The organism is Phenylobacterium sp. (genome assembly GCF_036563285.1).
Taxonomy (GTDB): domain Bacteria; phylum Pseudomonadota; class Alphaproteobacteria; order Caulobacterales; family Caulobacteraceae; genus Phenylobacterium.
The window spans coordinates 181,789-207,265 of the sequence record NZ_DATCMR010000002.1 but is presented as its reverse complement, the minus strand read 5'-3'; the positions used below and the strand labels follow the sequence as shown (position 1 = coordinate 207,265).

Sequence of the window (25,477 nt, the reverse complement as noted above, 5' to 3'; positions counted from 1 at the left end):
GGTGCAATACACATCCGCTCGTCCCCGCGAAAGCGGGGACCCAAGCTGAGCTGATTGGGAATCCCTGAGGCCGGAGCGTCCGCAAACGCCGCTTGGGTCCCCGCCTGCGCGGGGATGAGCGGTATCTTGGGCCTAGCGTACTCGGCTGCGCGCGATGCGCTCGACCTCGGCCTCGACGGCCTGCTGGACGATGCCCGGGAGGTTGTCGTCGAGCCACTGCTGGAGGAGCGGGCGCAGGAGCTCGCGGACGACGTCTTCCAGCGTGCGCCCTTCCGCCGGCATGGCGATGGTGGCGCTCAGGCGGTCGAACGCCGAGGCGGCGGCCGACGCCGCGCGGTCGCTCACGAGCGGCTCCATGGCGCGGACGGGCGCGGGCTCCGGGGCGGCCGCGGGCGGCGGGGTGTAGACGTCGAGATCGCCGTGGGTCTCGACCTTGTCGGTGAGCTCCAGGTCGTCGTCTTCCGGCTCAGGCGGCGCGGCGGCCTGCACCGGCTCGGGTTCCGGCGCAGGGGCCGGCGCAGGCTCGGGCTCGGGCGCGGCTTCGGCGGCTGGCGCGGGCTCCGGCTCGACCGGGGTCGGCGGCTGCTCGGCGTGCGGCGGGGTCGCCTTCGCATCCGCAGCCGGCGCATCGTCCTCGGAGATGATGCGGCGGATGGAGGCGAGGATCTCCTCCATGGTCGGTTCTTGCGAAGTCTGTTCGGACATGGGCCTGGGACCGCCGCTGAATGCGTGAGAATCTGGCCCCTAGCCTAAGCGCCCCGAGCCGATCCTGCAATTTGCCACGCGAGCCCGGTTCGCCTGCAAGGCGAACCGAGATGAGCTAGCGCCGCTTCGGCCTGAACAGGTCCAAGACGTTGAGCGCCGGGCGCAGCTGCGGGGTCGGCGCGGCGGCCTGCGGCTGGGTGACCACCGCCGGGTTCGGCGGCGGCTGCAGGCCCGGGCCGATCGGCGGCTCGGTCGGCTTGTCCTTCGGTTGCGGCGCGGGCGGCAGGGCGACGACGCGGTCGACGATCGAGATCGGCTCCTCCCACGGCACCCAGCCCCAGGTGATGCGCAGGCGGCGGAAGTTGGCCTTGGCGTCGTACTGCGGCACCGTCGGCACCAGGTTCCTGGCCTCCAGCCGGCCCATGGCGGAGAGCACGGTCGCCGCGGCCACGTATTCGTCGCGGCGCGCCTGCACCTGGGAGAGCTCCGCGTTGCGCAGCTCCTGCTCGGCGTTCAACACGTCCAGGGTGGTGCGAAGCCCCACCTTCTGCTCCTCGCGGGTGCCTTCGGTGGCGATGGTGGCGGCGCGCACCTGCTGGGCCGTCGAGGCGATCTGGGCGCGGGCAGCCATGAGCTGGTTCCAGCTCTGGGTCACCTGTTGCAGCACGCTGCGGCGCTGGGTCTCCACCGTGATCCGATCGGCGTTGTTGCGCTCGATGTTCTGGCGGATGCGCGAGCTCGTCAGGCCGCCGTTGAAGATCGGGACCTGCACGGTCACGCCGACGCTCGTCTCACGCGCGAACTGCTCGCGGGCGATGCCTTCCAGTGCGGAGTCGTCCCTGAACACCAGGCTGGCGCCGGCGGAGATGTTCGGCAGCCGCTCGGCGCGGGCGCCGGCGACGCGGGCGCGGCTCGCCTGCTCGGCGAACTGCTGCGACCGCAGCAGCGGGCTGTAGGTCTCGGCGACGGTGAAGGCCTCGTCCACCGTCGGCGGCATCAGGTACGCCAGCGAGGGCTCGGGCGAGAGCGTCCCGGGATTGCGGCCCACAGCGGCGGCGTAGTTGGCGCGGCTGATGGCCAGCTGGGCCTCGGCGTTCTGCAGCAGCGACTGGGCGCCGGCCAGGCGCGACTCGGAGAGCGCCACGTCGGTGCGGGTGATCTCGCCCACGTCGAAGCGGGCCTGGCTCTCGCGTAGCTGCGCCTGCAGCACCTCAACGTTGCGCTGGCGGATGCCGAGAGCGGCCTCGTCGCGGCGCACGTCCACATAGGCCTGGATCACCTGGGCCAGCACCTGGGCTTCCACGCGCCGCAGGTTCTCCCGCCCCTGCATGATGTCGGCCTCGACCGCCGACACCGCCGCCGCCACGCGCCCGCCGGTCCAGATCGGCTGGTTGAAGCTCAGGCTATTGGACTGGGTGTTGCCGTTCGTGACCCCCGGCCCGAACAGGCGCTGGGCGAACGTGCGCGATTCGCCGGGCGTGCGGGTCTCAGCGTAGGCGTAGGTGCTCGTGAAGTTCAGGGTCGGACGCCAGCCGGAGCGGGCCTGGACATAGGTCTCGTCAAGGGCGCGCTGGGTGGCTCGCTGGGACGCCAGGACGGGGTTGGTCTCGTAGGCCATGGCGATGGCGTCGGCCAGGGTTTCGGCCGCCGCCGGGGCCGCCGTCAGCCCGAAGGCGGAGGCGCTGAAGATCGCGGCTAGCAAACGGCCGCGAAGGCTCTTCGACATAAGAATTATCCCCGAATAGGCGAGAGAGACCTAAACCCTATATGCCGACCCGTAACGGGAAGACCAACGCGGCGTCACCTTAAGCTTTTTTCACGCCGAAGTTTCGTCGGTGTTTCACGCGCACTCAGAAGGCGAAACCGTGTTGCGCCTCGAAACCGGCCAAGACCGGCGGAGTCGCATCGAAAAGCTCACGGCGGCCGACCCCGTCCTCGGCGCGGACATAGATGCAGGCCTTGCCCACCGGCCCGTCGCGCTCGACCACGCCGAGCCGGCCGCCCATGGCCAGCGCGCCCTGCCAGGCTTCCGGGGCGCGGGCGACGGCGCCCTCGCAGACGATCACGTCGAACTCCCCGGCGGGGACGGCCGTGAGGTCCTCGCCGTCCAGGCGGGTGACCGCCACGCCCAGGGTCTCGATCACCGCGGCCGCATAGGGCGCGGCGATGGCCAGGGCCCGCTCGCCCGGCATCGGGCGCACCGCCTGCAGCAGCTTGGCGACGTCGCGCGGCTTCAGCAGCCAGCGGCCGGGGGCGTACTCCACCTCGGCGTCGGCGTAGGCCAGGAAGGCCTTGCCCGCCGGGGTGAAGTCCTCGCGCCGCAGGGCCCGCATGGCGTCGTGGAGGCGCACGTCGGTGACGTCGTTTGTGCGCACCTGGCTCTCCACCATGTTGAGCCTGGCGGCGGCGGGGTCGGCCATTCGGATAGGTCCCTCGACAGAAGCGGCGGGCGTCTCGCGCGGCTTATAGGTCTGCGCCGCCGAGGAAGGCAATCGGATGGCGGCGAGAGACGTTGCCGCGGGCAAAGCCTTCTGGTAGCCCTCCGCGCTCTCCGGCGGCCTGATGGCGGAGTGGTGACGCAGCGGACTGCAAATCCGCGCACCCGAGTTCGATTCTCGGTCAGGCCTCCAACTTCCCGTCACCTCGAGTCAGCGATCGAGCCCGAGCGCTCGATCGAGCCGCGCGTCGCCGATCGCAGCGACCATGTCCCGGACCGATTCACCGGCTCGGTTGCGGCGGTCAAGGCTGGCCCCGCGCTGGCGCAGGAGCGCAGCGGCGGCCGGCTGGCGCGCGCGGACGGCCTTCATGAGTGCGGTCTCGCCGTCCGCCCCGGCGGCGTCGACAGGGACGTTGCCAGCCAGCAGGGCGCGGATCTCGGCCGTGCGGCCGTCGGCGGCTGCCGCTCGAAGCCTGGCAGGTCCGTCGTCGGGAAACGCCACAGGCGGCGTGCGCTCGATGGCCTCCGGAGCCGGCTCCAGCCGCTCCGTCCTGCGCGAGCCGGTCACGACCACTTCCTCGACCCCTGCACGCTGGGCCGCCGCGGGCGCTGCGGGCGGTTGCGCCGCACGCGGCTCGACAGGCGACGCAGCCTCGGCGGCGGGCGGGCGCGCCTGGGGCGGGGGCGGCGCTGCCGCCGCGACGGCGGGTTTCGGCTGCGGCGGCGGAGCGGGGACGTTGGCGGGGGTCGGAGGCGCGGCCGTCGAAGCAGGCTCAACCGCCGCAGGGGCTTCCATGGGCCGCCGGGCCTCCGGCTGCGGCGCGACGGGTGGAGCGGCGGGCGCCTGCAGCACGAGCCGCGCGGCCACCAGGACGCTCACGCCCGCCACGCTCGCCGCGACGAGCCAGCCCCCCTGCCCCCAGCGCCCTCGCCGTGACGGGCCTGCATCGGCTGGGGAAGCGGTCGTGGCGTCGGCGGCGACAGCGGCGAGCACCCGGGCCCGCCGCGCCGCGCGCGCTTCGTCGTCGCTCAGAACGGCTTCGGCCTGCACATAGGCCGTGTCCGCCGGGTCGGGTGCGCGGTCGTGATCAGACATGGCCGACCCTTTCCCCCGCCAGGGATTGCCGCAACTTGGCCCGCGCGTAGCGCAGCCGGCTCTTTACGGTCTCGACGGCGACGCCCGTGACCTGAGCGATCTCGTCGAGCGACAGCCCTGCGTGGGCGAACATGACGAAGACGCCGCGCTGTTCCAGGGGCAAGGCCTCCACCGCCGTGACGATCTCCTGCGCCTGCTCGCGCGACTGCACCTGCTCCAGCGGGCTCTGCCCGGGATCGGGGACCATCAACGCGCCGTCCTCCGGACCGGACGCCACGACGGCCACCTTCTGCCGGCGATAGTGATCCCAGACCTTGCGCCGGGCGATGGTGAAGAGCCAGGCGGGGAAGGTCGCCTTGCCGGGGTCAAAGGCCGCCGCGTTACGCGACACCGCGATCCAGGTCTCCTGATGCACGTCCTCCGCCGCCTCGCTGTGGGCCCCGCCGAGGAGACGCCTGATGAACTGGAAGCAGCTGCGATCGTAGCGGTCATAGAGCCGCGCGAAGGCCTGCGCATCGCCCGCGGCGTGGGCGCGCAGCAGATCGGCGTCGTCCCACGCGTCGGGCTCCATCAAGGCCAAGCCTAGCCGCTGCACGGCCGCAACGGCAAAGGCTCAGGCGCCGCCCGGCGGATCCGGCACATAGCCGCCGTTCGGGAACGGGCGCGGCCTGGGCGCCGGCGCCGGCCGCGGCGGGATCACCCCCGCGGCGACCAGGTTCGGATAGCTGTCGTATTCGATCTGCCGGATCAGCTGCGGATAGGCGGTGGCGCGCTCGAAGGGCACGCTGGTCACCGCCGACCATTCCCGGGCGCCGTGCGCCGTGCCCAGCTTCTCGGTCCGCCGCTGCGGCGCGGCCTGCGCCACGACGGGCGGCGGGGCCGCCACGGCGGCGCCGCGGACGCGCGAACCGGAGACCACAACCTCCTCGGTGGACGGGCTTCCCCGGCTCGCCGGCGCGCTGGACTCGTACACCGGCTCCGACGGGACAGCCATGCGGGCCATCGGTGCGACGACACGCTCCCTGAAGGCCGCGATGCCGATGACCCCGACGTCTCCGGGGCGTCCGGTTCGCGCCGCATAGGACCGCGAAAGGCCGGCGAAGGTGAACGCGGCGACCTGGGTGTCAGACTTGCGCCATCCGCTGATGTCGTAGGACTCGTACGGATCAAAGACGTAGCCCGTTTGGCCATAGCCGGCGGTCTCGCCGGTGAGCACGTTCACGCCGTCAACCGACATGACCACCAGCACGCGGCCGGCGCTGCGGTTGGTCAGGCGCAGGCTGTAGCGGGCGCCGGGCCGGCCGGCGACGAACGAGCGGCCCTTGTGACGCCAGACCCGCATCGGGGCGCCGCTCTCGCGGTCCACCACTGTCAGGTCCACGAGATCGTACGGCGCCTGAGCTCTCGCCGCGCCTGCAAGCAGCGCGGAAACCGCCATGGCGAGGACCGCCCGCCGCCCGAGGGATCCCGCCGTTCTCTGCCTTGCTGTCATGTCCGCCTGCCTTGTTCTCACATGACGACCTACGCAGCCGGCCGGCGGACGGGGTTAGGTCCTGCCGAATTCTTTTGGCGGCGGGGTTCGCGGCGCGGCGGTCAAGGCGATTGCCAGCGGCCGGAGCTGCGGCGAAGGTCGCCGCGGGGGGAAGGATGACAGCGCCGGTCGCCGCCGAAGGCCGCAAGCTCGGGCCGGTGCTCGCCACGGTGATCGTGGCCGGCAACATGATCGGCTCGGGGATCTACCTACTGCCGGCGAGCCTGGGCGCCATCGGGTCCATCAGCCTGGTGGGTTGGGTGATCGCGGCGGCAGGCGCCCTGGTGCTGGCCGGGGCCTTCGCGGCCCTCGCCCGCCTGCGGCCGCAGGACGACGGACTGGTGGCCTATGTACGTGCGGGCCTTGGGCCGTTCGCCGGCTTCCAGGCCGGGTGGCTGTTCTGGGTGGGCTGCCTGATCGGCAATGTCGCCATAGCCCTCGCGGTCACGGGCTACGCCGCCTACTTCGTCCCGGCGCTGAAGACGCCCGCCGGCTCGGCGGCAGCCACTATGGCCGTCATCTGGCTGATCACGCTCGCCGCCCTGCTCGGCCCCAGGGCGGTGGGTCGGATGGGCGCGGCGACCCTGGCCCTTGGCCTCGCGCCCATCCTGCTCGTGGCGGTAGGCGGCTGGATCTGGTTCGAGCCGGCAATCTTCGAGGCTTCGTGGAACGTGTCGGGACGCTCGGCGCCGGCGGCGGTCCAGACCGCGGTGGTCTCGGTCTTCTGGGCCTTCCTTGGCCTGGAGAGCGCCAGCGCCTGCGCCGCCGTCGTACGAAATCCGCGGCGCAACATTCCGATCGCGGTGATCGGCGGCGTGACGCTCGCCGCGGCCGTCTACATCGCCGCCGTCGCCGCGATCATGGGCATCGTACCCGCCGTCGAACTGGAGGCCTCCACGGCCCCGTTCGCCCTGGTGGTCCAGCGGGTGCTCGGCGGCGCGGCCGGAGCCCTCATTGCGGCGTGCGCCCTGCTCAAAGCCTCGGGAACGCTGGCGGGTTGGATGCTGGTCGCCGGCCAGATCATGCGGGCGGCGGCGGACCAGGGCCTCTTCCCGGCCTGGCTCGCCACGTCGCGGGCGGACGGCACGCCGGTCCGCAGCCTCCTCGTGCTGGCGGGGCTGATGAGCGGCGTCGCGATCCTCAGCGTGCAGCCGACGCTGGGCGCGCAGTTCGGGGTGCTCGCCAACGCCTCGGTGGTGCTGACCCTGGCGATCTACATCCTGTGCGTGGCAGCCATCTGGCGGTTCAGCCGCAAGGCCGGCCTGCTGGCGCTGGCGGCGGCCGCCATCGCGTTCTCGGTTGCGGCGGCGCTGATGTCCGGCTGGACCATGCTGGCGATGACAGCCGGCGTCGCCGCGCTGGGCGCGGCGATCTGGCGGCTCAGCCCGCGTCGCCCCACTGGCGGTGCAGCGACACCGCCACGTGCGCCAGACGGGTCCGCGCCTCGAAGCTGAGCTTCTCGCCCTCCTCGGCCAGCACCTCGTTGAGCTCGTAGAGCAGCTCGCGGTTGGCGCGGTCGACGACGTCGCTCTCGATGAAGGTGATGCCGCACAGCCGCTCGCCGCGGGTCACGGGCTTCACCTCGTGGATCGTGGTGGAGGGATAGACCACCGCTGCGCCCGGCGGCGGCCGGAAGTCCACCTCGCGGCTGCCCAGCCGGACCGAGAGCTCGCCGCCGTCATAGTCGGCCGGCTCGGTCAGGAAGACGGTGCAGGAGAGGTCGGCCCGCAGCGGCCGCGCGCCGACGGGCATGAACGCGGCATCGGCGTGGGGGCCGTAGTGCATCCCCGGCTGGTGCTTGGTCAGCATCGGCGGGGCGATCATCTTCGGGAAGGCGAAGGCGATGAAGGTCGGGTGCCGGCGGAAAGCGGCCATCAGGATGTCCGACGAGGCCTTGTGCGCGGGGTGGGCGAAGTCGGCCTGCAGGTTGCGCTTGATGGTCGAGCCCGGATTGCTCGCCCGGCCGTCCACGAAGGCCAGGCCCGCCGCCAGCTCGCGCAGCCGGCGGACCTCGTCATCGGTCAGGAGATCGGGGATCTCGCAGAACACGGCGTTCAGTCCATCAGCTGCTGCATAAGATAGGTGTATTCCAGCGCCTGGCGCATGGCCCGCTCGTTCAGGTTGGCCGAGCCCGCGTGCCCGCCGTCCACGTTCTCGTAGTAGAGGTAGTCGTAGCCGTACTCCTTCAGCCGCGCGGCCGCCTTGCGCGCGTGGGCCGGGTGGACGCGGTCATCCTTGGTGGACGTCCAGATGAAGGGCCTGGGGTACTTCTGGCCCCGCTTCAGGTTCTGGTACGGCGAGTAGGTGTCGAGCACCGCGCGTTCGGCCGGCACGGCCGGGTCGCCGTACTCGCCCACCCAGGAGGCGCCGGCCCCGATGTGCGTGTAGGCGATCATGTCGAACAGGGGCACCTGCACCACCACGGCGTTGTAGAGTTCCGGCCGCTGCGTGAGCGCCACCCCCATCAGCAGGCCGCCGTTGGAGCCGCCCATGATGCCCAGCCTGCGCGGGCTGGTGATCCTGCGGCGGACCAGGTCTTCCGAGACCGCGAAGAAGTCCTCGTAGACCCGCATGCGGTTCAGCTTCAGGCCCGCGTTGTGCCAGCGGGGCCCGAACTCGCCCCCGCCGCGGATGTTGGCGACCACATAGACGCCGCCCTTCTCCAGCCAGAGCTTGCCGACCGTGGCGGCGTACTGCGGCGTCTCGCTCGAGAGGAAACCCCCGTAGGCGTAGAGCAGCGTGGGCGCCTGCCCGTCGAACTTCAGGTCCCGGGGCCGGACCACGAAGTACGGGACCTTGGTGCCGTCCTTGGACGTGGCCCAGAGCTGCTCCACGGTGTGCTTCGAGGCCTCGAAGCGGGCCGGCAGGGTGCGCAGGGTCGCGCGCTGGCCAGAGGCGGCGTCCGCCAGCCACTGGCTGGACGGCGTCAGGTAGCTGGTGACGTTGAGGATCAGCCCGTCGTCGTGGTCTGACGCCGAGCCCACGGTGATGGTGGAATCCTTCGGCAGCTCGAGCTTCGTCGAGGTCCAGCCGCCGGCGCCGTAGCGGTAGCTGACGATCTGGCCCTTCACATTCTCGTAGAGGGCCACGACCAGGCGGTTGCGGGTGGTCGAGACCTGTTCGATCGACTGGCTCTGCGAGGGCCGCAGGACGAGGCTCGCCTTCAGGCTGCCCGGGTCCCGCTTCACCGCCGCGAGGTCGAAGTCGAGGAGGTCGCCTTCCTTGAAGCCGGCCCAGTCGGCCTCCAGCGAGACCAGAAGGCGGCCGGTGACGTAGCCCTGCACCTGGGATCGGGTCGGGAGCGCCAGCTTCACGGGCCCGCGCTCGGTAATCAGGTGGTGCTCGGCGTTGAAAGTGTCGAGCGGCCGGTAGGCGATCAGCGCCTGCACGCTGCCGTCGGGGTCGCGCAGCACGATCGGCGAGACGCCGTAGCCGCCGTCGTCCTTGGTCCCGCGGAACACCTCGCGGGCGGCCGACAGCGGCTGGCCGCGCTTGAGGAGCTTCAGGGTGTAGGGATAGCCGGAGGTGGTGGTCTCGCCGGCCTTCCATTCGGCCAGGGCGAGGGTGTCCCGGTCGAGCCAGTCGTAGCGGTGCTTGCCCTCGGGCAGGCGGAAACCGCCCTGCACGAACTTGCCGGTGACGGTGTCGAACTCGCGGACCTCCTCGGCGTCCTTGCCGCCATTGGAGAGGCCGACCAGGCAGAGCCGCTCGTCCGGCGGCAGGCAGGTGGCGCCGTGCCAGACCCAGTTGGCGTTCTCGGCCTTGGCGAGCGCGTCCACGTCCAGCAGGGTGCGCCATTGCGGCGAGCCGCTGCGGTAGCTCTCGATGGTCGTCGAACGCCAGATGCCGCGCACGTGGGTCTGGTCCTGCCAGAAATTCCTGAGCGTCCCTTCGCCGCCGAACGCCACCGCCGGGATACGGTCGGTGGCGGTGGCGATCTTCAGGGCGTCCTCGTAGAGGCCCTTGTAGCGCGGGTCGTTCTGCAGCTTCGGCAGGGAGGCGGCGTTCTCAGCCCTCGCCCACTCGAGCGCCCTGGCGCCCTCGATCTCCTCCATCCAGGTGTAGGGGTCGTCGGCCGGCGCCGCCGCCATCAGCATCACTCCCGCGGCCACAGCCGCCAACGCACGCACAATCATGGTCTGGTCCGAACGCCCCTGGGTGGGGCCGTCATAGAGTGCGATGCGCGCGGCGGCTTCAAGGCTTTTGCGGCCTAGCCGCGCCGCTCGCGCCAGATGGCGAGCGCCAGCTTCGGGCGCACCAGGAAGAGGCCGCTCCAGACGGCGAGCGCGGCGGCGCGGCGCAGGCGGTTGCGGCGGGGGCGGACCTGCAGCTCGTAGAGGCTGGCGTAGTCGATGGCGGTCACAAGAGTCTCCTCGTTCATCGAGGAGTGCTCTAGGCGCGGCCTGCGTCAGTTCCGGACGTATGGGCGCGGCGGGCCAGCTCGATCTGCTCGACGATGAGGTCCTTCAGGCGCTGGGGCTTCAGGATCTGCACCTGGTCGCCCCAGGTGAAGAGGTGCCAGGCGAGCTCGCGCATGCCGCTGGCGCGGAAGCGCACGATGACGGAACCGTCGGCCTGCTTCTCCAGCACCTGGTCGGAGTGGAAGCGCCAGCGCAGCGCGCCCTCGGCGGACTGGGGCAGGATGCGCAGCTCCACGTCCTCTGTGTCGTCCTGGTAGATGCCGAAGCTCTCGTCGGCGTAGTCCTGCAGGGAGAAGCCCTCGGGACGCCTGGCGGGCCGGCCGGTGACGGTGACGTCGGCCAGCCGGTCGAGGCGCCAGTTGCGCGGGCCGCCCTCCCCTTCCCCGGCCACCAGGTAGTTCGCCCGGCCAAACAGGATCCCGTAGGGGTGCACCTCGCGGACGCGGCCCGGCGTCGAGCCGCCCTCGTAGCGGAACGCCAGTGTGGAGCCGGCCTTCAAGGCCTCGCGCACGCCGGAGAGCACCGCCTCGTCCTCGAAGGGGCGCGGGCCGGCCTGCACGGCGATGGTCTCGGCCTGCAGCAGGGCCTCCAGGTCGGGGGCCAGCCTGCGACGCGCGGCGGCGCGGGTGGCGGAGAGCACCTTCTGCTCCAGCGACCGCAGCGCCTGCGCCCGCGCGCTGGCGCCCTGGTTGGCGAAGGTGTCGGCCGCGGTGCCCAGGGCGGCGAGCTCCTCGGCGGTGGGGGCCTGGAAGAGCCCGTCCAGGCCGGAGGGGATACGGAAACGGCGGGTGGGCGGGTCGTCCACCTCCTCCAGCGCGGGAAACACCTCGCGGACGGCGTCACGCATCCGCTCGGCCGTGCGGCGGCCGACGCCCAGCCGGTCGGCGATCTCGTCCAGCGTGAGCCCTTCGGCGGTGGAGGCCAGCAGCCGCGCCAGCTCCAGCAGCCGGGCCCCTTTTTCGTGTCTCACAGCTTGTGCGTCCGTTTCTGACGTAGAGGCCCATCAGAACCGAACCTGTCGCAACCCGCAACGGAGTTCGAACCTCATGGCCAGCTACCGCCGCTTCAAGCCCCGCACGATCCGCCCGATCGAGGACCCACGCCCCGCGCCGACGCCGGCTGCGGTGGTCGACGCGGTGCTGCGCTTCCACGACGAGGAGCAGGAGCAGAGCTCGGGCTTCACCCTGCTGCGGCTGTCGGCCAAGCGGCTGCGCCAGCGGGAGGTGAAGGCCGCGCTCGGCAAGGACGCCGCCCGCGCCGCCCGCGTCTCGATCCTCTGGAACGAACGCGAGAGCGAGATCATCCGCGTGCTGGAAGCGGCCTAGACCTCGTGCCGGTACTTCGGCTGGTCGATGGCGACCTGGGCCATGGCCATGGTGGTGAGCGCCGGCGCCAGGCCGGGGCTCTCGACCGTCAGCTCGCCCGAGCGGATGCGGTCGCAAAGCTCGGCGTTCAGCTCGGCGAAGCTGCCCGGGTGGCCCAGCAGCTCCGCCATCAGCCGGACGGCCTCGGCCTCGGCCGGCGGGCCCTGGGTCAACTCGCGTTGGACGACACCCAGAACATTGACCGCTACCCGGGCTAGGAACTGGTTGTGCGGATCCAGGCTGGGCCTGACCTGGTCGATCCAGTCGGCGACGGCCTTGGCCAGTTCCTCGGTCTTGGGGTGGGTGATCACAGGCCCTGCTCCAGGAGGACGATCAGGTCGGCCTCGGTCTCCGAGACCCGGCGGCCGATCATCGGGCGCTCGACGGACGGCTCGGCGCCGCTCTGCCAGCTCAGGTACATCATCAGGCACATGACGCCCCAGCGCAGCGAACCCAGCGTCTGCCAGAAGCGGACGCGGGAGAGCGGGATCGGCCGGCCGCCCGCCGCCGCGTAACCGTCCAGCAGGTCCCGATAGTCGCCGAAGCCGCCGACCGGCTTTTCCGGCCGGCCGAAGCGCCACGAGTTGGTGCAGATCCAGCCCATGTCCTCGGCCGGGTCGCCCATGTGGGACAGCTCCCAGTCGAGGATAGCCACCACGCCGGCCTCTGGGTCGAACATGATGTTGCCGTTCCGGAAGTCGCCGTGCAGCAGCACAGGCTCGACGGGCTCAGGCAGGTTCTTCCGCAGGTGCTGGAACGCGAGCTCCAGGATCGGCCGCTGCGCGCCGGAGGCGCGGTAGACCTCCTCGTATCGGGAGAGCTCGCCCTCCGCGTCGGACACCTTCAGGTTCAGCTCAGGGGGTGCGGCCGTGGCGTGGATGGGCGCGAGCGCCTCGCCGCACTGGCGGGCGAGCCTTGGCCGCACGGCGTCGAACCTCGGGTCGCCGACGATCTTCCGGCCGAGGGCCTCACCCTGCAGCCGCCCCATGACATAGGCCTCCCCCAGCCCATCGGCCTCGTCGCAGACATGACGCACGAGGGGCACACGCGCCCCATTGGCCCCGGTCGCCCGGATCAGCGCGGCTTCAGTGGCCAGGCTTATGGATCGCGCAGTGTCTGGATCGAAGGGGGCCGCCCGCCGCCTCAGGATCAGCGCCTCGCGCCCGGCGGGCCCCTCGAGGTCGAAGGCCCAGGTGTGCATCGACGCGCCGCCGGACAGCCGCTGGGCCGAGACGAGCCTGGTCCCCTCCCCGCCCAGGCGGGCGGCGAGCTTTCCGAGCAGTTCGGGCACGTCCGGATTCATGACCCGACGGAAGTCTCCAGCTGGTCTAGGCTTTGCCCATCTGGAGGGCGCCGGGCGGGCTTGTAAATCGTACCGCGACGGCAGCCCCCGACGTGGAGGCGCCGCCGTCATGGATTTCGACATTCCCCAGGACATCCAGGATTACCTGGACGAACTCGACCGGTTCATCGAGGCCGAGATCGCGCCGCTGCAGGCCCAGGACGACAACGAGCGGTTCTTCGACCATCGGCGGGAGCACGCCCGCACCGACTGGGACAACCAGGGCCTGCCGCGGAAGGAGTGGGAGGAGCTGCTGGCCGAGGCGCGGCGGCGCGCCGACGCCGCCGGCCACCTCCGCTACGCCTGGCCCAAGGAGATGGGCGGCAAGGGCGGCAGCCAGCTGGCCATGGCGATCATCCGCGAGCACCTGGCGGCCAAGGGGCTGGGCCTGTTCAACGACCTGCAGACCGAGCACTCGATCGTCGGCAACAACCCTTTCGTGCTCATGTTCAAGGAGTTCGCCACCAACGCCCAATACGAGCGCGACGGCGAGAAGCTGCTGGCCGGCAAGATGCGCACCGGCTTCGGCCTCACCGAGCCCAACCACGGCTCCGACGCCACCTTCATGGAGACCCGCGCGGTCCCCCACGAGAAGGACGGGAAGCCGGGGTGGCTGATCCGGGGCGAGAAGATGTGGACAACGGGGATGCACGTGGCGACCCACGTGATGGTCTTCGCCCGCACCTCCGGCGAGGACGGCGACGCCACCGGGATCACGTGCTTCATCGTGCCGGCGGACACGCCAGGGGTGAAGATCGAGGAGTACCTGTGGACCTTCAACATGCCGACGGACCACCCGCGGGTGAGCTTCACCGACGTCTGGGTGCCGGAGGACAGCTACTGGGGGCAGATCGACCGCGGGCTGGGGCTGGGCCAGAGCTTCGTGCACCAGAACCGCATCCGCCAGGCGGCCTCCAGCCTGGGGGCGGCGCAGTTCTGCATAGACGAGAGCGTGAAGTACGCCCGCGAGCGCAAGCCGTTCGGCAAGGCCCTGGCTGAGAACCAGGCCATCCAGTGGCCGCTGGTGGAGCTGCAGACCCAGTGCGAGATGCTGCGGCTGCTGATCCGCAAGACCGCCTGGCAGATGGACCGGATGGACCACAAGGAGATCGAGCGGACGATCTCCGACAAGGTCTCGATGTGCAATTACTGGGCGAACCGGCTGGTCTGCGAGGCCGCCGACCGGGCCATGCAGGTGCACGGCGGCATCGGCTATTCCCGGCACAAGCCCTTCGAGCACATCTACCGCCACCATCGCCGCTACCGGATCACGGAAGGCTCCGAGGAGATCCAGATGCGCAAGGTCGCCGCCTACCTGTTCGGCTACCTGGGCCCGAAGCGGAAGCAGTTCACCGAGGCCTACGGAAAGCGTAGCGACGAGTACACCCAACCGACGCCGGCTCGCCCATGACCCACTCCATCGCCCCCACCCTGCAGACGACGCTCGGCCAGCGCCGCATCGTGACGGACGAGAACGGCCGCTCGGTGATCGAGTACGAAGTCGGTCCGCACATGTGCCACTCGGGCGGGGTGGCGCAGGGCGGCTTCGTTTGCGGCTGGATCGACGCGGCCATGGCGCACGCCTCGCTGACGCTGTGGCCGGAGATGACGCCCATGTCCCTAGAGCTGAAGGTCAGCTACTTCGCGCCGGCCCGCCCGGGGCTGGTGGTCGCAGAGGGATGGATCGAGAAGCCGGGCAAGGCGACCTGCTTCGCCGAGGGCCGGCTGCTGGACGGCGCGGGCAAGGTGCTCGCCAAGGCGAGCTCGACGATCCGCCTGATCCCGCGCGAGGTGGTGGAGGCCAGCGCCCGCAAGGCGCAGGGAGCCTAGGCGGCCTCGGCTGCTCCGTAGAGCTTCTCGAACACCGGCGGCAGGCTATCGGGCAGGCCCAGCAGCGGGCCGGAGGAGAGCAGCAGGACCACCTCGTCGCCCGTCAGGGCCGAGAGCTCGGCGGTCGCTTCGTCGGCCGTGCGCACGCCGCGGGTCGGGACGCCCGCTGCGGCGGTGCGGGTCAGGATCTCGTCGAAGCTGGACTGGTTGTGGCTGTCGGCCCCGTGGCTGGGCGGCGGACAGACCAGCACGCGGGCTGCGCCGTCGAACACCGTGTCGTACCAGGGGAGCGCGTCGCGGTTGCGCCAGGAGAAGGTGTGCGGCTCGAACACCACCGTCAGCGGGCGCGTAGGGTAGTGCAGCAGCATGGCCTCGATGGCCGAGCGGGCCTTCTCGTAGGAGGAGCCGAAGCCCTCGATCACGGGCACGGCCGAGCGCGAGGTGAGGCGGTCGAGCCGCCGCCGGATGCCGGCGAAGGAGAGCACCGCAGCCTGCAGCGCGGCCTCGGTGACGAGGCTCCGCTCCAGCAGGTAGGCGGCGACGCCCACGATGTTCTCGATGTTGTGCTCGCCGAGCAGGGTGGTGGCGAGCGGGATCCGGCGGCGGGCGGGGGTCACCAGGGTGAAGCGGGTGGTCTCGCCGTAGACCACGCCTTCCGAGTACCAACCGGCGCAGGGGGCGGTGTCGTACCAGACGATGCGGCTGGCGGTTTCGCGCTCCACGGCGCGGATCGCCGGGTGCTGGCGGGCGACCAAGAGGCCGTCCTTCGGCATCAGCCGCAACAGCTCGCGGAACGGCGCCTCGTAGTCGGCGAAGGTCGGGAAGACGTTGACGTGGTCGTGGACGAGGCTGGTCAGCAGCACGTCGCGCGGATGGTAGAGCACGAACTTGGAGCGCCTGTCCGAGGGCCCGACGATGTACTCGTCGCCTTCCAGGATCACCTCCGGCGCGGTCCCCCAGTGGCCGGTGGCGGGCAGCGAGGGCGAGATGGCGCCGATCATCCAGCCGGCGTCGCGGCCGGACTCCTTCAGGATGTGCGCCATCAGCGCGGTGCAGGTCGACTTGCCGAACGAGCCGGCGACCACGGTGTTCAGGCGAGCCTGCGTCGCCTCCCCCACCAGCTCGGGGAAGGTGGTGACCTTCACGCCGCGCCGGCGCGCCTCCGCCACCTCGGCGTTGTCGGCGCCGCCCAGCTTGGCGCTGGCGCCGAGCACCAGCACGTCGAGGTCCGCCGGGAGGTTCGCGGCCGCGAAGCTGCGGAAGAAGGGAAAACCCAGGCTCTCCACATAGGTCGACAGCGGCGGGAAGGCGTCCGCGTCGGAGCCGGAGACCACATGGCCCGCGTCGCGCATCATCAGGGCGACCGCGCTCATCCCCGCCCCGGCGATGCCCGTGAAGTGGATGCGCATGGAAGCCCTACTCGTTCGTGCGGAATCAGATCGTGAGTAGCGGATCGTACCGCCCTGTCCAATCCGGGGCGACAATGCGCGGCGCCTCAGCCCGGAAGCTCAATCCGAGGCGGCATTGGAACCAATTCGGCGCGTTAACTCCCGGTTTACCGAACAGGCCGAGTCTCTGCCTCGTCTTCCTTGAAGACACCCCACCATCACCGACTTTGTACCAGCCTGGGGCTCGTCCCCAGGCTGTTTTTCTTTGCGGCTTTGCGCCGCTTGCGCCCGGCGCGGCCCACGCGTATATGCGCGGCCTCTCGACGGCCTGATCCCGGATAGCTCAGTTGGTAGAGCAGTCGGCTGTTAACCGACTTGTCGCAGGTTCGAGTCCTGCTCCGGGAGCCATCGAGACCCTTCCCCCCACATCCTGAACTCGCCTAGCGTGGCCGCGACAACGGTTGCGGGGGAAGCGTCATGCGTGGGTTCCTGGCGGCGGTCGCGCTGGCGGCGGCGATCTCGACGAGCGCGGCCGCGCAGACCTGGCGCGGAAGCTGGGCGGCGCCGCCGGGCCTGCCGCAGGCCGCGGCGGCCAACGCCCAGCCGAATCGCGCGACCCCGCTGATCAACAACCAGACGGTCGTGCAGTACGTGCGCCTGAGCGCCGGAGGCGCGCGCCTGCGCCTGCGCCTGACCAACGAGTACGGCGACAAGCCGCTCGAGGTGGGCCGGGTGCGCGTGGCGCTGCTCGACGGGGCCGGACGGCCGCTGCCCGGGCGCGTCCGCGAGGTGACCTTCTCCGGCGCCGCGTCGGTGACCGTCCCTGCCCGCGCCCCGCTGCTGAGCGACGCCGTGGACCTGAGCGTCCCTGCCCTCGCCCAGCTGAAGATCAGCCTCTACTTCCCCGGCGAAGCCGGCCCGTGCAGCTGCCATGCGCGCGGCGAGCAGCTGGCGGACGTCTCGCCGCCCGGCGACTACACGGACAAGCCGTTCAAGCCGGCGGCGACGACCCAGGCGCGCACCTTCCTGTCCGCCGTGGAGGTGGAGGGCGGCCGGCGTGGCCCGGTGATCGTGACCCTGGGGGATTCCATCACCGACGGGTTCGGCTCCACGGTGGGGGCGAACCGCCGATGGCCGGACCGGCTGGCGGAGCGGCTCGGCGGACGGGCCGCCGTGGTCAACGCCGGGATCAGCGGCAACCGGGTGCTGAGCGTGGGCGCGATCCCGATCTTCGGCGAATCGGCGCTGGCGCGCTTCGACCGCGACGTGCTCTCCGTCCCCGGCGCGACGCACATGATCGTGCTGGAGGGCGTCAACGACCTGGGCGCGCGGCCCTCCCCGCCCGCCGAGGCGCTGATCGCCGGCTACCGTCAGTTGATCGCTCGGGCGCACGCCCAGGGGATCAAGGTCATCCTGGCCACCATCGTCCCCTACGAGGGCGCCGCCTACTTCCGGCCGGAGGGCGAGGCGGCGCGGACGGCCGTCAACCAGTGGATCCGCGCCCAGCGGGAGGCCGACGGCGTCATCGACTTCGACGCGGTGGTGCGCGACCCGGCCCGGCCGACCCGGATGCGGGCGGACTTCCAGGTGGGCGACTGGCTGCACCCCAACGACGCCGGCTACCGGGCGATGGGTGACGCTGTGCCGTTGGGGCTCCTGAGGTAACCGGGCGCAAGAAACTTCCGCCTTGCGCGGGTGTTTGGGCAACGCCTATGTCTCGACAGCCGGGCTGCGCGCAAAATCACGCCGGTGTGAGCGCGTTTCGCCCCCGGAGGCCTGCCTTTGACGACACCCCCCGTCCCGCCGGTCGTGCAGACCGCCCTGGAGCTCATCGGCCGTACGCCGATGCTGGAGCTGAAGGACTTCGACACCGGCCCCTGCCGGCTGTTCGTGAAGCTGGAGAGCGCCAATCCGGGCGGGTCGATCAAGGACCGCATCGCGCGCTCGATGATCGAGGCGGCGGAGGCCTCGGGCGAGTTGAAGCCGGGCGGCACCATCGTCGAGGCGACCGCCGGCAACACCGGCCTGGGCCTGGCGCAGGTAGGCCTGCTGAAGGGCTACAAGCTGCTGCTGGTGGTGCCCGACAAGATGGCGCGCGAGAAGATCCAGCACCTGCGGGCGATGGGGGTGGACGTCCGCATCACCCGCTCCGACGTCGGCAAGGGCCACGCGGAATACTACCAGGACATGGCCGCGGCGATCGCGGCGAAGCTCAACAACGCCGTCTACATCAACCAGTTCTCGAACCCGGCGAACCCCAAGGCGCACGAGACCTCCACCGGCCCTGAGATCCTCGAGCAGATGGAGGGCGACGTGGACGCGGTGGTGGTGGGCGTGGGCTCGGGCGGCACGCTGACCGGCCTCGGCCGGTTCTTCGCCAAGGCCTCGCCGAAGACGGCCATGGTGCTGGCCGACCCGGTGGGCTCGATCCTGGCGCCGCTGGTGGAGCGCGGGGAGACGGTGGAGCCCGGCTCCTGGGTCGTGGAGGGGATCGGGGAGGACTTCATCCCCGACAACTGCGACCTCGATTTCGTGAAGAAGGCCTACGAGATCCCGGACAGCGAAAGCATCGCCACGGCGCGCCTGCTGCTCACCAAGGCCGGCATCCTGGCCGGCTCGTCGTCGGGGACCCTGCTGGCCGGCGCCCTGCGCTACTGCCGCGAGCAGACCGAGCCGAAGCGGGTGGTGACCCTCGTCTGCGATACGGGCTCCCGCTACCTGTCGAAGGTCTACAACGACAGCTGGGTGGCCGAGCAGGGCCTGGTGGACCGCAAGCTGCACGGCGACCTGCGCGACCTGATCGCGCGGACCGAGGGCGAGACGGTGACGGTCGGCCCCGACGACACCCTGCTCACCGCCTACAACCGCATGCGCCAGGCCGACGTGAGCCAGCTGCCGGTGATGGACGACGGGCGGCTGATCGGGCTGATCGACGAGAGCGACCTGCTGGAGGCCGTGGAGCATCCCAAGCAGGACGCCCGCTTCCGCCGGCCGGTGAGCGCGGCCATGACCGCCAAGCTCAACACCCTGCAGGCCAACGAGCCGCTGGAGGCCCTGCTGCCGATCTTCGAGCGCGACCAGGTGGCGATCGTCATGGACGGCAAGGAGTTCCTGGGGCTGATCACCCGCATCGACCTGATCAACTACCTGAGGCGCACGGCGTGAGCGACGATCTGCACGGCAAGAACCGGCTCGACTTCGCCACCCGCGCCATCCACGGCGGCCAGGAGCACGACCCCACCACGGGCGCGGTGATGGTGCCGATCTACGCCACCTCCACCTACGCCCAGACCTCCCCCGGCGAGCACAAGGGCTTCGAATACTCCCGCAGCCAGAACCCGACACGGTTCGCGCTGGAGCGCGCCCTGGCCGACCTGGAGAGCGGGACCAAGGGATATGCCTTCGCCTCCGGACTGGCGGCGATCTCGACCCTGCTGGACGCGCTCGACGCCGGCGACCACGTGATCGCCAGCGAGGACCTCTACGGCGGCTCGTTCCGGCTGTTCGACAAGGTGAAGCGGCGCTCGGCGGGGCTGGAGTTCAGCTTCGTGGACATGGCCGATGTCTCAGCCATCGAGGCGGCGATCACGCCCAAGACGAAGCTGATCTGGGTAGAGACGCCGACCAACCCCCTCCTCCGGCTCGCCGACCTGGAGGCGATCGCCGATCTGGCCAGGCGCCGCGGCCTGATTTCGGCGGCCGACAACACCTTCGCCAGCCCCTACGTCCAGCGGCCGCTGGAGCTGGGCTTCGACGTGGTGATGCACTCCACCACCAAGTACATCGGCGGCCACTCCGACGTGGTCGGCGGCGCCCTCGTCGTCGGCGACAACCCTGAGCTGCGCGACAAGCTCACCTTCCTGCAGAACGCGGTGGGCGCCGTGGCCTCGCCGTTCGACAGCTACCTGACGCTCCGGGGGCTGAAGACGCTGGCGCTGCGCATGCAGCGGCACTGCGAGAACGGCCTGGCCATCGCCCGGTGGCTGGAGCGGCATCCGGGCGTGGCGCAGGTGATCTATCCGGGCCTGCCCAGCCACCCTCAGCACGGGCTGGCGAGCAAGCAGATGCACGGCTTCGGCGGCATGATCACCGCCGTGCTGGACCGCAACCTCTCCGGCACGCGCACCTTCCTGGAGCGCACGCAGCTCTTCACCCTGGCCGAGAGCCTGGGCGGGGTGGAGAGCCTGATCGAGCACCCGGCGATCATGACCCACGCCTCGATCCCGCCGGAGACCCGCGCCCGCATCGGCATCGCCGATTCCCTGGTGCGCCTGTCGGTGGGGGTGGAGGCCGCCGACGACCTGATCGCCGACCTGGACCAGGCGCTGAGGTCGTAAGCTGCCGGTTGCAGCTACCAGCTGCCCACATTGGGCATGGAAACCCAGGGCTCCGCGGGCGGCTTCGCGCCGCCCTTCTGCAGCAGCTCGATGGAGATGTTGTCGGGCGAGCGGACGAAGGCCATGCGCCCGTCCCGCGGCGGCCGGTTGATCACCACGCCGCCGTCCTTCAGCCGCCGGCAGGCCTCGTAGATGTCGTCCACGGCGTAGGCCAGGTGGCCGAAGTTGCGCCCGCCCTGGTAGTCCTCCGGATCCCAGTTGTAGGTCAGCTCGACCATCGGCGCCTTATTCTCGCGGGCGGTCTCCAGGTCGTCCGGCGCGCATAGGAAGACGAGGGTGAAGCGGCCCTGCTCGTTCTCGGTGCGGTACGCCTCCACCAGGCCCAGCTTGTTGCAGTAGAAATCCAGCGAGGCGTCGAGGTCGCGAACCCGCACCATGGTGTGGAGGTACTTCAAGGCTCTTTCCCTTACTGCGTAAGCTGTGCGACACGTGGTCACGCGGCGCGCGTCGGCAACGCGTGCTGCACTCGGAGGCGAGATAAGCTCGAAACACTGCGCCTGCCACCTGTCCGCGAATTCATTTGCACTCGCGTAACGGTGGCATCAGAAGCTCCGGACTCCATTTACGGATGGTACAGCCGGCGCATCGCGTGTGGGTGCGCAGGGCGGAGTTGAGGGGTCGGGGATAGCTCCTATGCGTCTGAAGCCGCAGTACATGTTCGTCATCGCGCTGGTCGGCGCCCTGGCGATCTATTTCCTGGTCCGCAGCGTCTTCGGCGGCCACCCGTCTACGGCCGAGGCGAAGCCGACGGCCGCGGCGAAGGCCGCCAACGAGTTGCCGAGCGTGCAGGTCGTGGCCGTGCCCGAGGCGGTGCGCGAGAGCCAGGTCGTGCTGCGCGGCCGCACCGAATCCGCCCGCACCGTCGTGGTGCGCTCCGAGACCGCCGGCGTGGTGGCCCAGGCCCCGGCCCGGGAAGGCTCGTTCGTCCGCGCCGGGACCGTGCTCTGCCGGCTTTCGGTGGACGCGCGCCAGGCGACGCTCGACCAGGCTCGCGCCCAGCTGAGGTCCCGGCAACTGCAGCGGCAGGCGGCCCAGGAGCTCGCGCAGAAGGGCTACCGCTCGCAGACCCAGGTGCTGGAGGCCCAGGCCGCCCTTGACCTGGCCCAGGCCGGGGTCCGCCAGGCGGAGATCGCGCTCAACCAGGTGAACATCCGCGCGCCCTTCTCCGGCGTCTTCGACAAGCGCGACGCCGAGATCGGGACCTATCTCGCGCCCGGCCAGCCGTGCGGCACCATGATCGAGCTCAACCCGCTGCTGGTAGTGGGCGACGTGCCCGAGACCGAGGCCGCCCGGCTGCGCGTCGGCAGCCCGGCGACGGCCCGGCTCGTCGACGGCCGCATGCTCTCCGGTCAGGTCCGCTACGTGGCGCAGGACGCCGACCCGCAGACCCGCACCTATCACATCGAGGTCGCCGTCCAGAACCCGTCGATGCAGGTGCGCTCCGGCCTCTCGGCGGAGGTTCGCGTGGGCGCAGGCGCAGGCCCCGCGCACCTGGTGCCGATCTCGGCGCTGGTGCTGGACACCGCGGGGCGCCAGGGCGTGCGCTACCTCGTCGGCGATCGGGTCGCCTTCGCCCCCGTGACCATCCAGGAAGAGACGCCCCAGGGCGTGTGGGTGAGCGGGCTCGCCGGCCCCGTCCGGGTGATCACGGTCGGCCAGTCGTACGTGGCCGACGGACAGAAGGTTCGCGTCGCCTCGGCGCGCTAGCGTCCCGGCGGCTGGAGATTTGAGATGATCGCGGCCCTGATCGACGGAGCCATCAAGCGCCGGAAGGTGGTGCTGGGGGTGACCCTGGTCGCCTGCCTGTTCGGCTTCATGGCCTACCTCACCATGCCACGCGAGGCGCAGCCGGACATCAAGCTGCCCTACATCTCGGTGATCGTCCCCTTCCCCGGCGTGTCGCCGGAGGACTCCGAGCGCCTGCTGGTCAAGCCGCTTGAGGTGCAGCTGCAGACGCTGAAGGGCGTCAAGCACATGAACGCGGTGGCGCGGCAGAACCTCGCCATCATCACCTTGGAGTTCGACCCCAGCTTCTCGACGGAGCAGGCGCTCGCCGACGTGCGCGCCAAGGTAGACCTGGCGCGCGGGCGCTTCCCGCCCGACGCCGAGGAGCCGATCATCCAGGAGCAGGGCTTCGCCGACCAGCCGGTGATCGGGATCGTGCTCTCCGGCTCGGCGCCGGAGCGCGAGCTCACCCGGATCGCGCGCGACCTGAAGGAGCGGCTGGAAAGCTCGCCCGGCGTGCAGGAGGTCTTCGAGTCCGGCGTCCGCGAGGAGCTGCTCGAGGTCAGCATCGATCCCGTGCGCATGGAGGCCCTAAACGTCACGGCCGGCGAGGTGGCCCAGGTCATCGCGCGCAACAACCAGCTGGTGCCCGCCGGCAACCTGCGGACCGGCGCCGGCAGCTTCGCGGTGAAGGTGCCGGGCGTGGTGCAGGGCCCGGCCGACATCCTGGCCCTGCCGATCAAGAAGAATGGCGACCGGCTGGTGACCCTGGGCGACATCGGCGACGTGCGCCGCACGTTCAAGGAGCCGGCCTTCATCACCCGCTACAACGGCGAGCCGGCCGTGGCCCTCGACGTCTCCAAGCGGAACGGCGCGAACATCCTCGAGACGGTGAAGACCGTCCACAAGGTGGTCGAGGAGGAGTCCGCCCGCTGGCCGTCGACCGTGAAAGTCAACTTCACCTACGACAACTCGGACTTCATCGGCCGGATCCTGGCGATCCTGCAGAGCGGCCTGCTGATGGCCAGCCTGCTGGTCATGATGATCGTGGTCTGGAGCCTGGGCATCCGCCAGGGCCTGATGGTCGGGCTGTCGATCCCGATCTGCTTCATGCTGGGCCTGATGGCCATGAACTTCATGGGCATCACCCTGAACCAGATGGTGATGTTCGGCATGGTGCTCGCGGTCGGCATCCTGGTCGACGGCGGCATCGTGGTGGTGGAGTACGCCGACCGGAAGATGGCCGAGGGCCTGCCGAAGGAGCAGGCCTACGCCGCCGCCGGGAAGCGGATGTTCTGGCCCGTCGTGAACGGCACCCTGACGACGCTCTGCGCCTTCCTGCCCTTCATGTTCTGGAACTCGATCACCGGGAAGTTCATGAGCTTCTTCCCGCTGACCCTGTTCTTCGTCCTCGGCGCCTCGATCTTCGTGGCCCTGGTGTTCACGCCGGCCTTCGGCTCCCTGTTCGGCGGCACGAAGAAGGCCGACGAGGCGCACCTCGCCGAGATCATGAAGTCCGAGCACGGCGACCCCACCGAGATGACCGGCTTCATGGGCTGGTACGCCCGCACCCTGACCGTCCTCGGCCGCCACCCCGGCCGCACCAGCCTGGGCGCGCTCGCCATCGTGGCGGTGATCGTCGTCGCCTTCGGGATGCAGAAGCACCGGGTGGAATTCTTCCCGGTCGAGGATCCGGAATTCGTCACGGTCTACGTCAAGGCCCGCGGCAACCTCTCGCCGGAAGCGCAGGACGTACTGGTGCGGCAGGTGGAGAGCCGCCTCGCCGGCATCGACGGCATCAACTCCCTCTACGTGCGCGCCGGCGGCTTCTCCAGCAACGGCGGACCGAACTCGGCGCCCAACGACACCGTCGGCCGCGTCCAGGTCGAGTTCGAGAAGTACGAGGAGCTGAAGGAGAAGGGCCTCACCGGCCTGGAGATCACCGAGACGATCCGCGGCCGGGTGAAGGACGTCGCCGGCATGCAGGTGGAGGTGCGCCTGCCGCAGAACGGCCCGCCCACGGGCAAGGCCATCCAGGTCCAGCTGCAGAGCCATGACCCCGTCGCCCTCTACCGCGCCGCCGACACCGTGGCCGCCAGGCTGATGGGCGACCCCGACCTGATCGAGCAGGAGGACAACCGCACCTCCCCCGGCATCGAGTGGAACCTGCAGGTCGACCGCGAGGCCGCCGGCCGCTACGGGGCCGACGTGCTCTCGGTGGGCCAGGCGATCCAGTTCCTGACCGGCGGGGTGCTCGTGGGCCGCTACCGGCCGGACGACGTGCAGGACGAGCTGGACATCCGCGTCCGCTTCCCGGCCGACGCCCGCAACAACGCCGCCTTCGACCGGCTCAAGATCACCACCCCCATGGGCCCGGTGCCGGCGAGCTATTTCGTCAAGCGCGTCCCCGCCCAGCAGATCACCCAGATCCAGCGCCGCGAAGGCCAGCGCCTGGTGATCATCCAGGCCAACACCCAGAAGGGCGTGGCGGCCAACCAGAAGATCGAGACGCTCAAGCCCTGGCTCGAGAAGACGCTCACCGACCCGGCCGTCCGCTGGAAGTTCACCGGCGCGGACGAGGAGGGCCAGGCCGCGGCGAAGTTCTTCGCCATCGCCATGGCGGTCTCGCTGTTCCTGATGGCGGTGATCCTGCTGTGGCAGTTCAACAGCTTCTACGGCGTGCTGGTGACGCTCTCCGCGGTCGCGCTGTCGACCGTGGGCGTGCTGCTCGGCGTGGTCGTCAACGTCGCCGGCACCTTCGATTACCTGTCAGTGATCATGATGGGCACCGGGATCGTGTCGCTGGCCGGCGTCGTCGTGGGCCACAACATCGTGCTGGTGGACACGTTCTACCAGCTCAGGCGGCAGGGCTATCCGGCGGACGACGCGGCGGTGCGCGCCGCCACCCAGCGTTTCCGGCCGGTGATGCTCACCACCCTGGTGACGGTGGTCGGCCTGCTGCCGCTGATGTTCCAGGTCCACCCGAACTTCGGGGCCGGCATCGTCGAGACCAAGTCGCCGGGCTCCCAGATCTGGGTGCACCTGTCCGCGGCGGTCGTGTGGGGCCTCTCCTTCTCCACCCTGCTGACGCTGGTGCTGACGCCGGTCCTGCTCGCCGCGCCGAAAGTGGCCTCCCGCCGGTTCGGCAATGTCTTCGCCTGGGGACGCCGGCGGATGGGCCTCGAGCCGAAGCCCAGGCGCGCCGTGGTCGGCGAGGACCTGCCGCAGGCCGCGGAGTAGG

Annotated in this window: 23 protein-coding genes and 2 tRNA genes; 11 read left to right on the top strand and 14 right to left on the bottom strand. The window is 70.6% G+C overall.

The genetic code is table 11. The features are described 5' to 3' along the window. Positions 1 to 132: 132 nt before the first annotated feature. The 3 genes from VIL76_RS01245 to VIL76_RS01235 form a co-directional block, all read right to left on the bottom strand. Complete coding sequence (locus VIL76_RS01245; RefSeq protein ID WP_332043161.1) at positions 133 to 705, bottom strand: DUF2497 domain-containing protein; 573 nt, start codon at positions 703 to 705, stop codon at positions 133 to 135. Positions 706 to 820: 115 nt separating this feature from the next. Further along, complete coding sequence (locus VIL76_RS01240) at positions 821 to 2,431, bottom strand: TolC family outer membrane protein (protein ID WP_332043160.1); 1,611 nt, start codon at positions 2,429 to 2,431, stop codon at positions 821 to 823. 124 nt (positions 2,432 to 2,555) lie between these two features. Further along, on the bottom strand, positions 2,556 to 3,125 hold the full coding sequence (locus tag VIL76_RS01235) for a protein-L-isoaspartate O-methyltransferase (protein ID WP_332043159.1): 570 nt from the start codon (positions 3,123 to 3,125) through the stop codon (positions 2,556 to 2,558). 136 nt (positions 3,126 to 3,261) lie between these two features. Between VIL76_RS01235 and VIL76_RS01230 the strand changes: the two genes are divergently transcribed. Next, positions 3,262 to 3,335, top strand: a tRNA-Cys gene (locus tag VIL76_RS01230). Positions 3,336 to 3,353: 18 nt separating this feature from the next. On the opposite strand, the gene VIL76_RS01225 is transcribed toward VIL76_RS01230, so the two are convergent. Genes VIL76_RS01225 through VIL76_RS01215 form a run of 3 tightly spaced genes read right to left on the bottom strand, consistent with a single transcriptional unit; the run spans position 3,354 to position 5,676 of the window. Next, a complete protein-coding gene (locus VIL76_RS01225) occupies positions 3,354 to 4,238 on the bottom strand; it encodes a hypothetical protein (protein ID WP_332043158.1) in 885 nt (294 codons plus the stop codon). Then, a complete protein-coding gene (locus tag VIL76_RS01220) occupies positions 4,231 to 4,809 on the bottom strand; it encodes a sigma-70 family RNA polymerase sigma factor (protein ID WP_332043322.1) in 579 nt (192 codons plus the stop codon). The genes VIL76_RS01225 and VIL76_RS01220 overlap by 8 nt, the downstream gene beginning before the upstream one ends. A gap of 42 nt (positions 4,810 to 4,851) precedes the next feature. Then, positions 4,852 to 5,676, bottom strand: a complete 825-nt coding sequence (locus VIL76_RS01215; RefSeq protein ID WP_332043157.1) for a hypothetical protein — start codon at positions 5,674 to 5,676, stop codon at positions 4,852 to 4,854. Between the two features lie 209 nt (positions 5,677 to 5,885). Between VIL76_RS01215 and VIL76_RS01210 the strand changes: the two genes are divergently transcribed. Continuing rightward, positions 5,886 to 7,223 (top strand): amino acid permease, encoded by a 1,338-nt coding sequence (locus VIL76_RS01210; protein WP_332043156.1) that lies wholly within the window; start codon positions 5,886 to 5,888, stop codon positions 7,221 to 7,223. Here VIL76_RS01210 and VIL76_RS01205 read toward each other — a convergent pair. The 4 genes from VIL76_RS01205 to VIL76_RS01190 all read right to left on the bottom strand — a co-directional run bounded on the left by VIL76_RS01205 (position 7,150) and on the right by VIL76_RS01190 (position 11,160). Beyond that, positions 7,150 to 7,818, bottom strand: a complete 669-nt coding sequence (locus VIL76_RS01205; RefSeq protein ID WP_332043155.1) for a Fe2+-dependent dioxygenase — start codon at positions 7,816 to 7,818, stop codon at positions 7,150 to 7,152. The two genes, VIL76_RS01210 and VIL76_RS01205, sit on opposite strands and share 74 nt — an antisense overlap. 5 nt (positions 7,819 to 7,823) lie before the next feature. Continuing rightward, positions 7,824 to 9,860 carry a prolyl oligopeptidase family serine peptidase gene (locus VIL76_RS01200; RefSeq protein ID WP_332043154.1) on the bottom strand — a complete coding sequence of 679 codons (2,037 nt, stop codon included), beginning with the start codon at positions 9,858 to 9,860 and terminating at the stop codon, positions 7,824 to 7,826. 119 nt (positions 9,861 to 9,979) lie between these two features. Next, on the bottom strand, positions 9,980 to 10,150 hold the full coding sequence (locus VIL76_RS01195; protein WP_332043153.1) for a hypothetical protein: 171 nt from the start codon (positions 10,148 to 10,150) through the stop codon (positions 9,980 to 9,982). An 11-nt stretch (positions 10,151 to 10,161) separates the two neighbouring features. Continuing rightward, on the bottom strand, positions 10,162 to 11,160 hold the full coding sequence (locus VIL76_RS01190; protein WP_332043152.1) for a helix-turn-helix transcriptional regulator: 999 nt from the start codon (positions 11,158 to 11,160) through the stop codon (positions 10,162 to 10,164). Positions 11,161 to 11,236: 76 nt separating this feature from the next. Between VIL76_RS01190 and VIL76_RS01185 the strand changes: the two genes are divergently transcribed. Beyond that, a complete protein-coding gene (locus VIL76_RS01185) occupies positions 11,237 to 11,515 on the top strand; it encodes a hypothetical protein (protein WP_332043151.1) in 279 nt (92 codons plus the stop codon). Here VIL76_RS01185 and VIL76_RS01180 read toward each other — a convergent pair. Together VIL76_RS01180 and VIL76_RS01175 are read right to left on the bottom strand one after the other, a co-directional pair. Beyond that, positions 11,512 to 11,865, bottom strand: a complete 354-nt coding sequence (locus VIL76_RS01180; protein ID WP_332043150.1) for a DUF6285 domain-containing protein — start codon at positions 11,863 to 11,865, stop codon at positions 11,512 to 11,514. The genes VIL76_RS01185 and VIL76_RS01180 overlap by 4 nt on opposite strands. Further along, entirely contained in the window at positions 11,862 to 12,857 is a 996-nt protein-coding gene (locus VIL76_RS01175; protein WP_332043149.1) for a phosphotransferase family protein, read from the bottom strand. Before VIL76_RS01175 ends, VIL76_RS01180 begins: the two co-directional genes overlap by 4 nt. 109 nt (positions 12,858 to 12,966) lie before the next feature. Between VIL76_RS01175 and VIL76_RS01170 the strand changes: the two genes are divergently transcribed. Then, entirely contained in the window at positions 12,967 to 14,307 is a 1,341-nt protein-coding gene (locus tag VIL76_RS01170; protein WP_332043148.1) for an acyl-CoA dehydrogenase family protein, read from the top strand. After that, positions 14,304 to 14,726, top strand: coding sequence for a PaaI family thioesterase (locus tag VIL76_RS01165; protein WP_332043147.1), 423 nt, complete (start codon positions 14,304 to 14,306; stop codon positions 14,724 to 14,726). Before VIL76_RS01170 ends, VIL76_RS01165 begins: the two co-directional genes overlap by 4 nt. Here VIL76_RS01165 and VIL76_RS01160 read toward each other — a convergent pair. Then, positions 14,723 to 16,135 carry a Mur ligase domain-containing protein gene (locus VIL76_RS01160; protein WP_332043146.1) on the bottom strand — a complete coding sequence of 471 codons (1,413 nt, stop codon included), beginning with the start codon at positions 16,133 to 16,135 and terminating at the stop codon, positions 14,723 to 14,725. The genes VIL76_RS01165 and VIL76_RS01160 overlap by 4 nt on opposite strands. 311 nt (positions 16,136 to 16,446) lie before the next feature. Here VIL76_RS01160 and VIL76_RS01155 point away from each other — a divergent pair. The 4 genes from VIL76_RS01155 to VIL76_RS01140 all read left to right on the top strand — a co-directional run bounded on the left by VIL76_RS01155 (position 16,447) and on the right by VIL76_RS01140 (position 20,451). Further along, positions 16,447 to 16,522, top strand: a tRNA-Asn gene (locus tag VIL76_RS01155). 69 nt (positions 16,523 to 16,591) lie between these two features. Further along, positions 16,592 to 17,779: an SGNH/GDSL hydrolase family protein gene (locus tag VIL76_RS01150; protein ID WP_332043145.1), complete on the top strand. Its 1,188-nt coding sequence runs from the start codon at positions 16,592 to 16,594 to the stop codon at positions 17,777 to 17,779. Between the two features lie 117 nt (positions 17,780 to 17,896). Then, entirely contained in the window at positions 17,897 to 19,279 is a 1,383-nt protein-coding gene (locus VIL76_RS01145) for a pyridoxal-phosphate dependent enzyme (protein ID WP_332043144.1), read from the top strand. Next, positions 19,276 to 20,451 (top strand): cystathionine gamma-synthase, encoded by a 1,176-nt coding sequence (locus VIL76_RS01140; protein ID WP_332043143.1) that lies wholly within the window; start codon positions 19,276 to 19,278, stop codon positions 20,449 to 20,451. The genes VIL76_RS01145 and VIL76_RS01140 overlap by 4 nt, the downstream gene beginning before the upstream one ends. Positions 20,452 to 20,465: 14 nt before the next feature. On the opposite strand, the gene VIL76_RS01135 is transcribed toward VIL76_RS01140, so the two are convergent. Continuing rightward, entirely contained in the window at positions 20,466 to 20,906 is a 441-nt protein-coding gene (locus tag VIL76_RS01135) for a VOC family protein (RefSeq protein ID WP_332043142.1), read from the bottom strand. 238 nt (positions 20,907 to 21,144) lie between these two features. Between VIL76_RS01135 and VIL76_RS01130 the strand changes: the two genes are divergently transcribed. Both VIL76_RS01130 and VIL76_RS01125 read left to right on the top strand, forming a co-directional pair. Beyond that, the gene (locus VIL76_RS01130) at positions 21,145 to 22,218 is read left to right on the top strand and encodes an efflux RND transporter periplasmic adaptor subunit (protein ID WP_332043141.1); all 1,074 of its coding nucleotides are present in this window, start codon (positions 21,145 to 21,147) and stop codon (positions 22,216 to 22,218) included. A 24-nt stretch (positions 22,219 to 22,242) separates the two neighbouring features. Then, on the top strand, positions 22,243 to 25,476 hold the full coding sequence (locus tag VIL76_RS01125) for an efflux RND transporter permease subunit (protein ID WP_332043140.1): 3,234 nt from the start codon (positions 22,243 to 22,245) through the stop codon (positions 25,474 to 25,476). The last annotated feature ends 1 nt before the right edge of the window (position 25,477 follow it).

Bases quoted from the DNA above. Each gene is read 5' to 3' on its own strand.
- VIL76_RS01220 (WP_332043322.1), bottom strand. From the start codon at position 4,809: ATGGAGCCCGACGCGTGGGACGACGCCGATCTGCTGCGCGCCCACGCC.
- VIL76_RS01200 (WP_332043154.1), bottom strand. From the start codon at position 9,860: ATGGCGGCGGCGCCGGCCGACGACCCCTACACCTGGATGGAGGAGATC.
- VIL76_RS01150 (WP_332043145.1), top strand. From the start codon at position 16,592: ATGCGTGGGTTCCTGGCGGCGGTCGCGCTGGCGGCGGCGATCTCGACG.
- VIL76_RS01235 (WP_332043159.1), bottom strand. From the start codon at position 3,125: ATGGCCGACCCCGCCGCCGCCAGGCTCAACATGGTGGAGAGCCAGGTG.
- VIL76_RS01215 (WP_332043157.1), bottom strand. From the start codon at position 5,676: ATGGCGGTTTCCGCGCTGCTTGCAGGCGCGGCGAGAGCTCAGGCGCCG.
- VIL76_RS01210 (WP_332043156.1), top strand. From the start codon at position 5,886: ATGACAGCGCCGGTCGCCGCCGAAGGCCGCAAGCTCGGGCCGGTGCTC.
- VIL76_RS01165 (WP_332043147.1), top strand. From the start codon at position 14,304: ATGACCCACTCCATCGCCCCCACCCTGCAGACGACGCTCGGCCAGCGC.
- VIL76_RS01195 (WP_332043153.1), bottom strand. From the start codon at position 10,150: ATGAACGAGGAGACTCTTGTGACCGCCATCGACTACGCCAGCCTCTAC.
- VIL76_RS01170 (WP_332043148.1), top strand. From the start codon at position 12,967: ATGGATTTCGACATTCCCCAGGACATCCAGGATTACCTGGACGAACTC.
- VIL76_RS01245 (WP_332043161.1), bottom strand. From the start codon at position 705: ATGTCCGAACAGACTTCGCAAGAACCGACCATGGAGGAGATCCTCGCC.
- VIL76_RS01125 (WP_332043140.1), top strand. From the start codon at position 22,243: ATGATCGCGGCCCTGATCGACGGAGCCATCAAGCGCCGGAAGGTGGTG.
- VIL76_RS01225 (WP_332043158.1), bottom strand. From the start codon at position 4,238: ATGTCTGATCACGACCGCGCACCCGACCCGGCGGACACGGCCTATGTG.
- VIL76_RS01160 (WP_332043146.1), bottom strand. From the start codon at position 16,135: ATGCGCATCCACTTCACGGGCATCGCCGGGGCGGGGATGAGCGCGGTC.
- VIL76_RS01130 (WP_332043141.1), top strand. From the start codon at position 21,145: ATGCGTCTGAAGCCGCAGTACATGTTCGTCATCGCGCTGGTCGGCGCC.
- VIL76_RS01185 (WP_332043151.1), top strand. From the start codon at position 11,237: ATGGCCAGCTACCGCCGCTTCAAGCCCCGCACGATCCGCCCGATCGAG.
- VIL76_RS01240 (WP_332043160.1), bottom strand. From the start codon at position 2,431: ATGTCGAAGAGCCTTCGCGGCCGTTTGCTAGCCGCGATCTTCAGCGCC.
- VIL76_RS01175 (WP_332043149.1), bottom strand. From the start codon at position 12,857: ATGAATCCGGACGTGCCCGAACTGCTCGGAAAGCTCGCCGCCCGCCTG.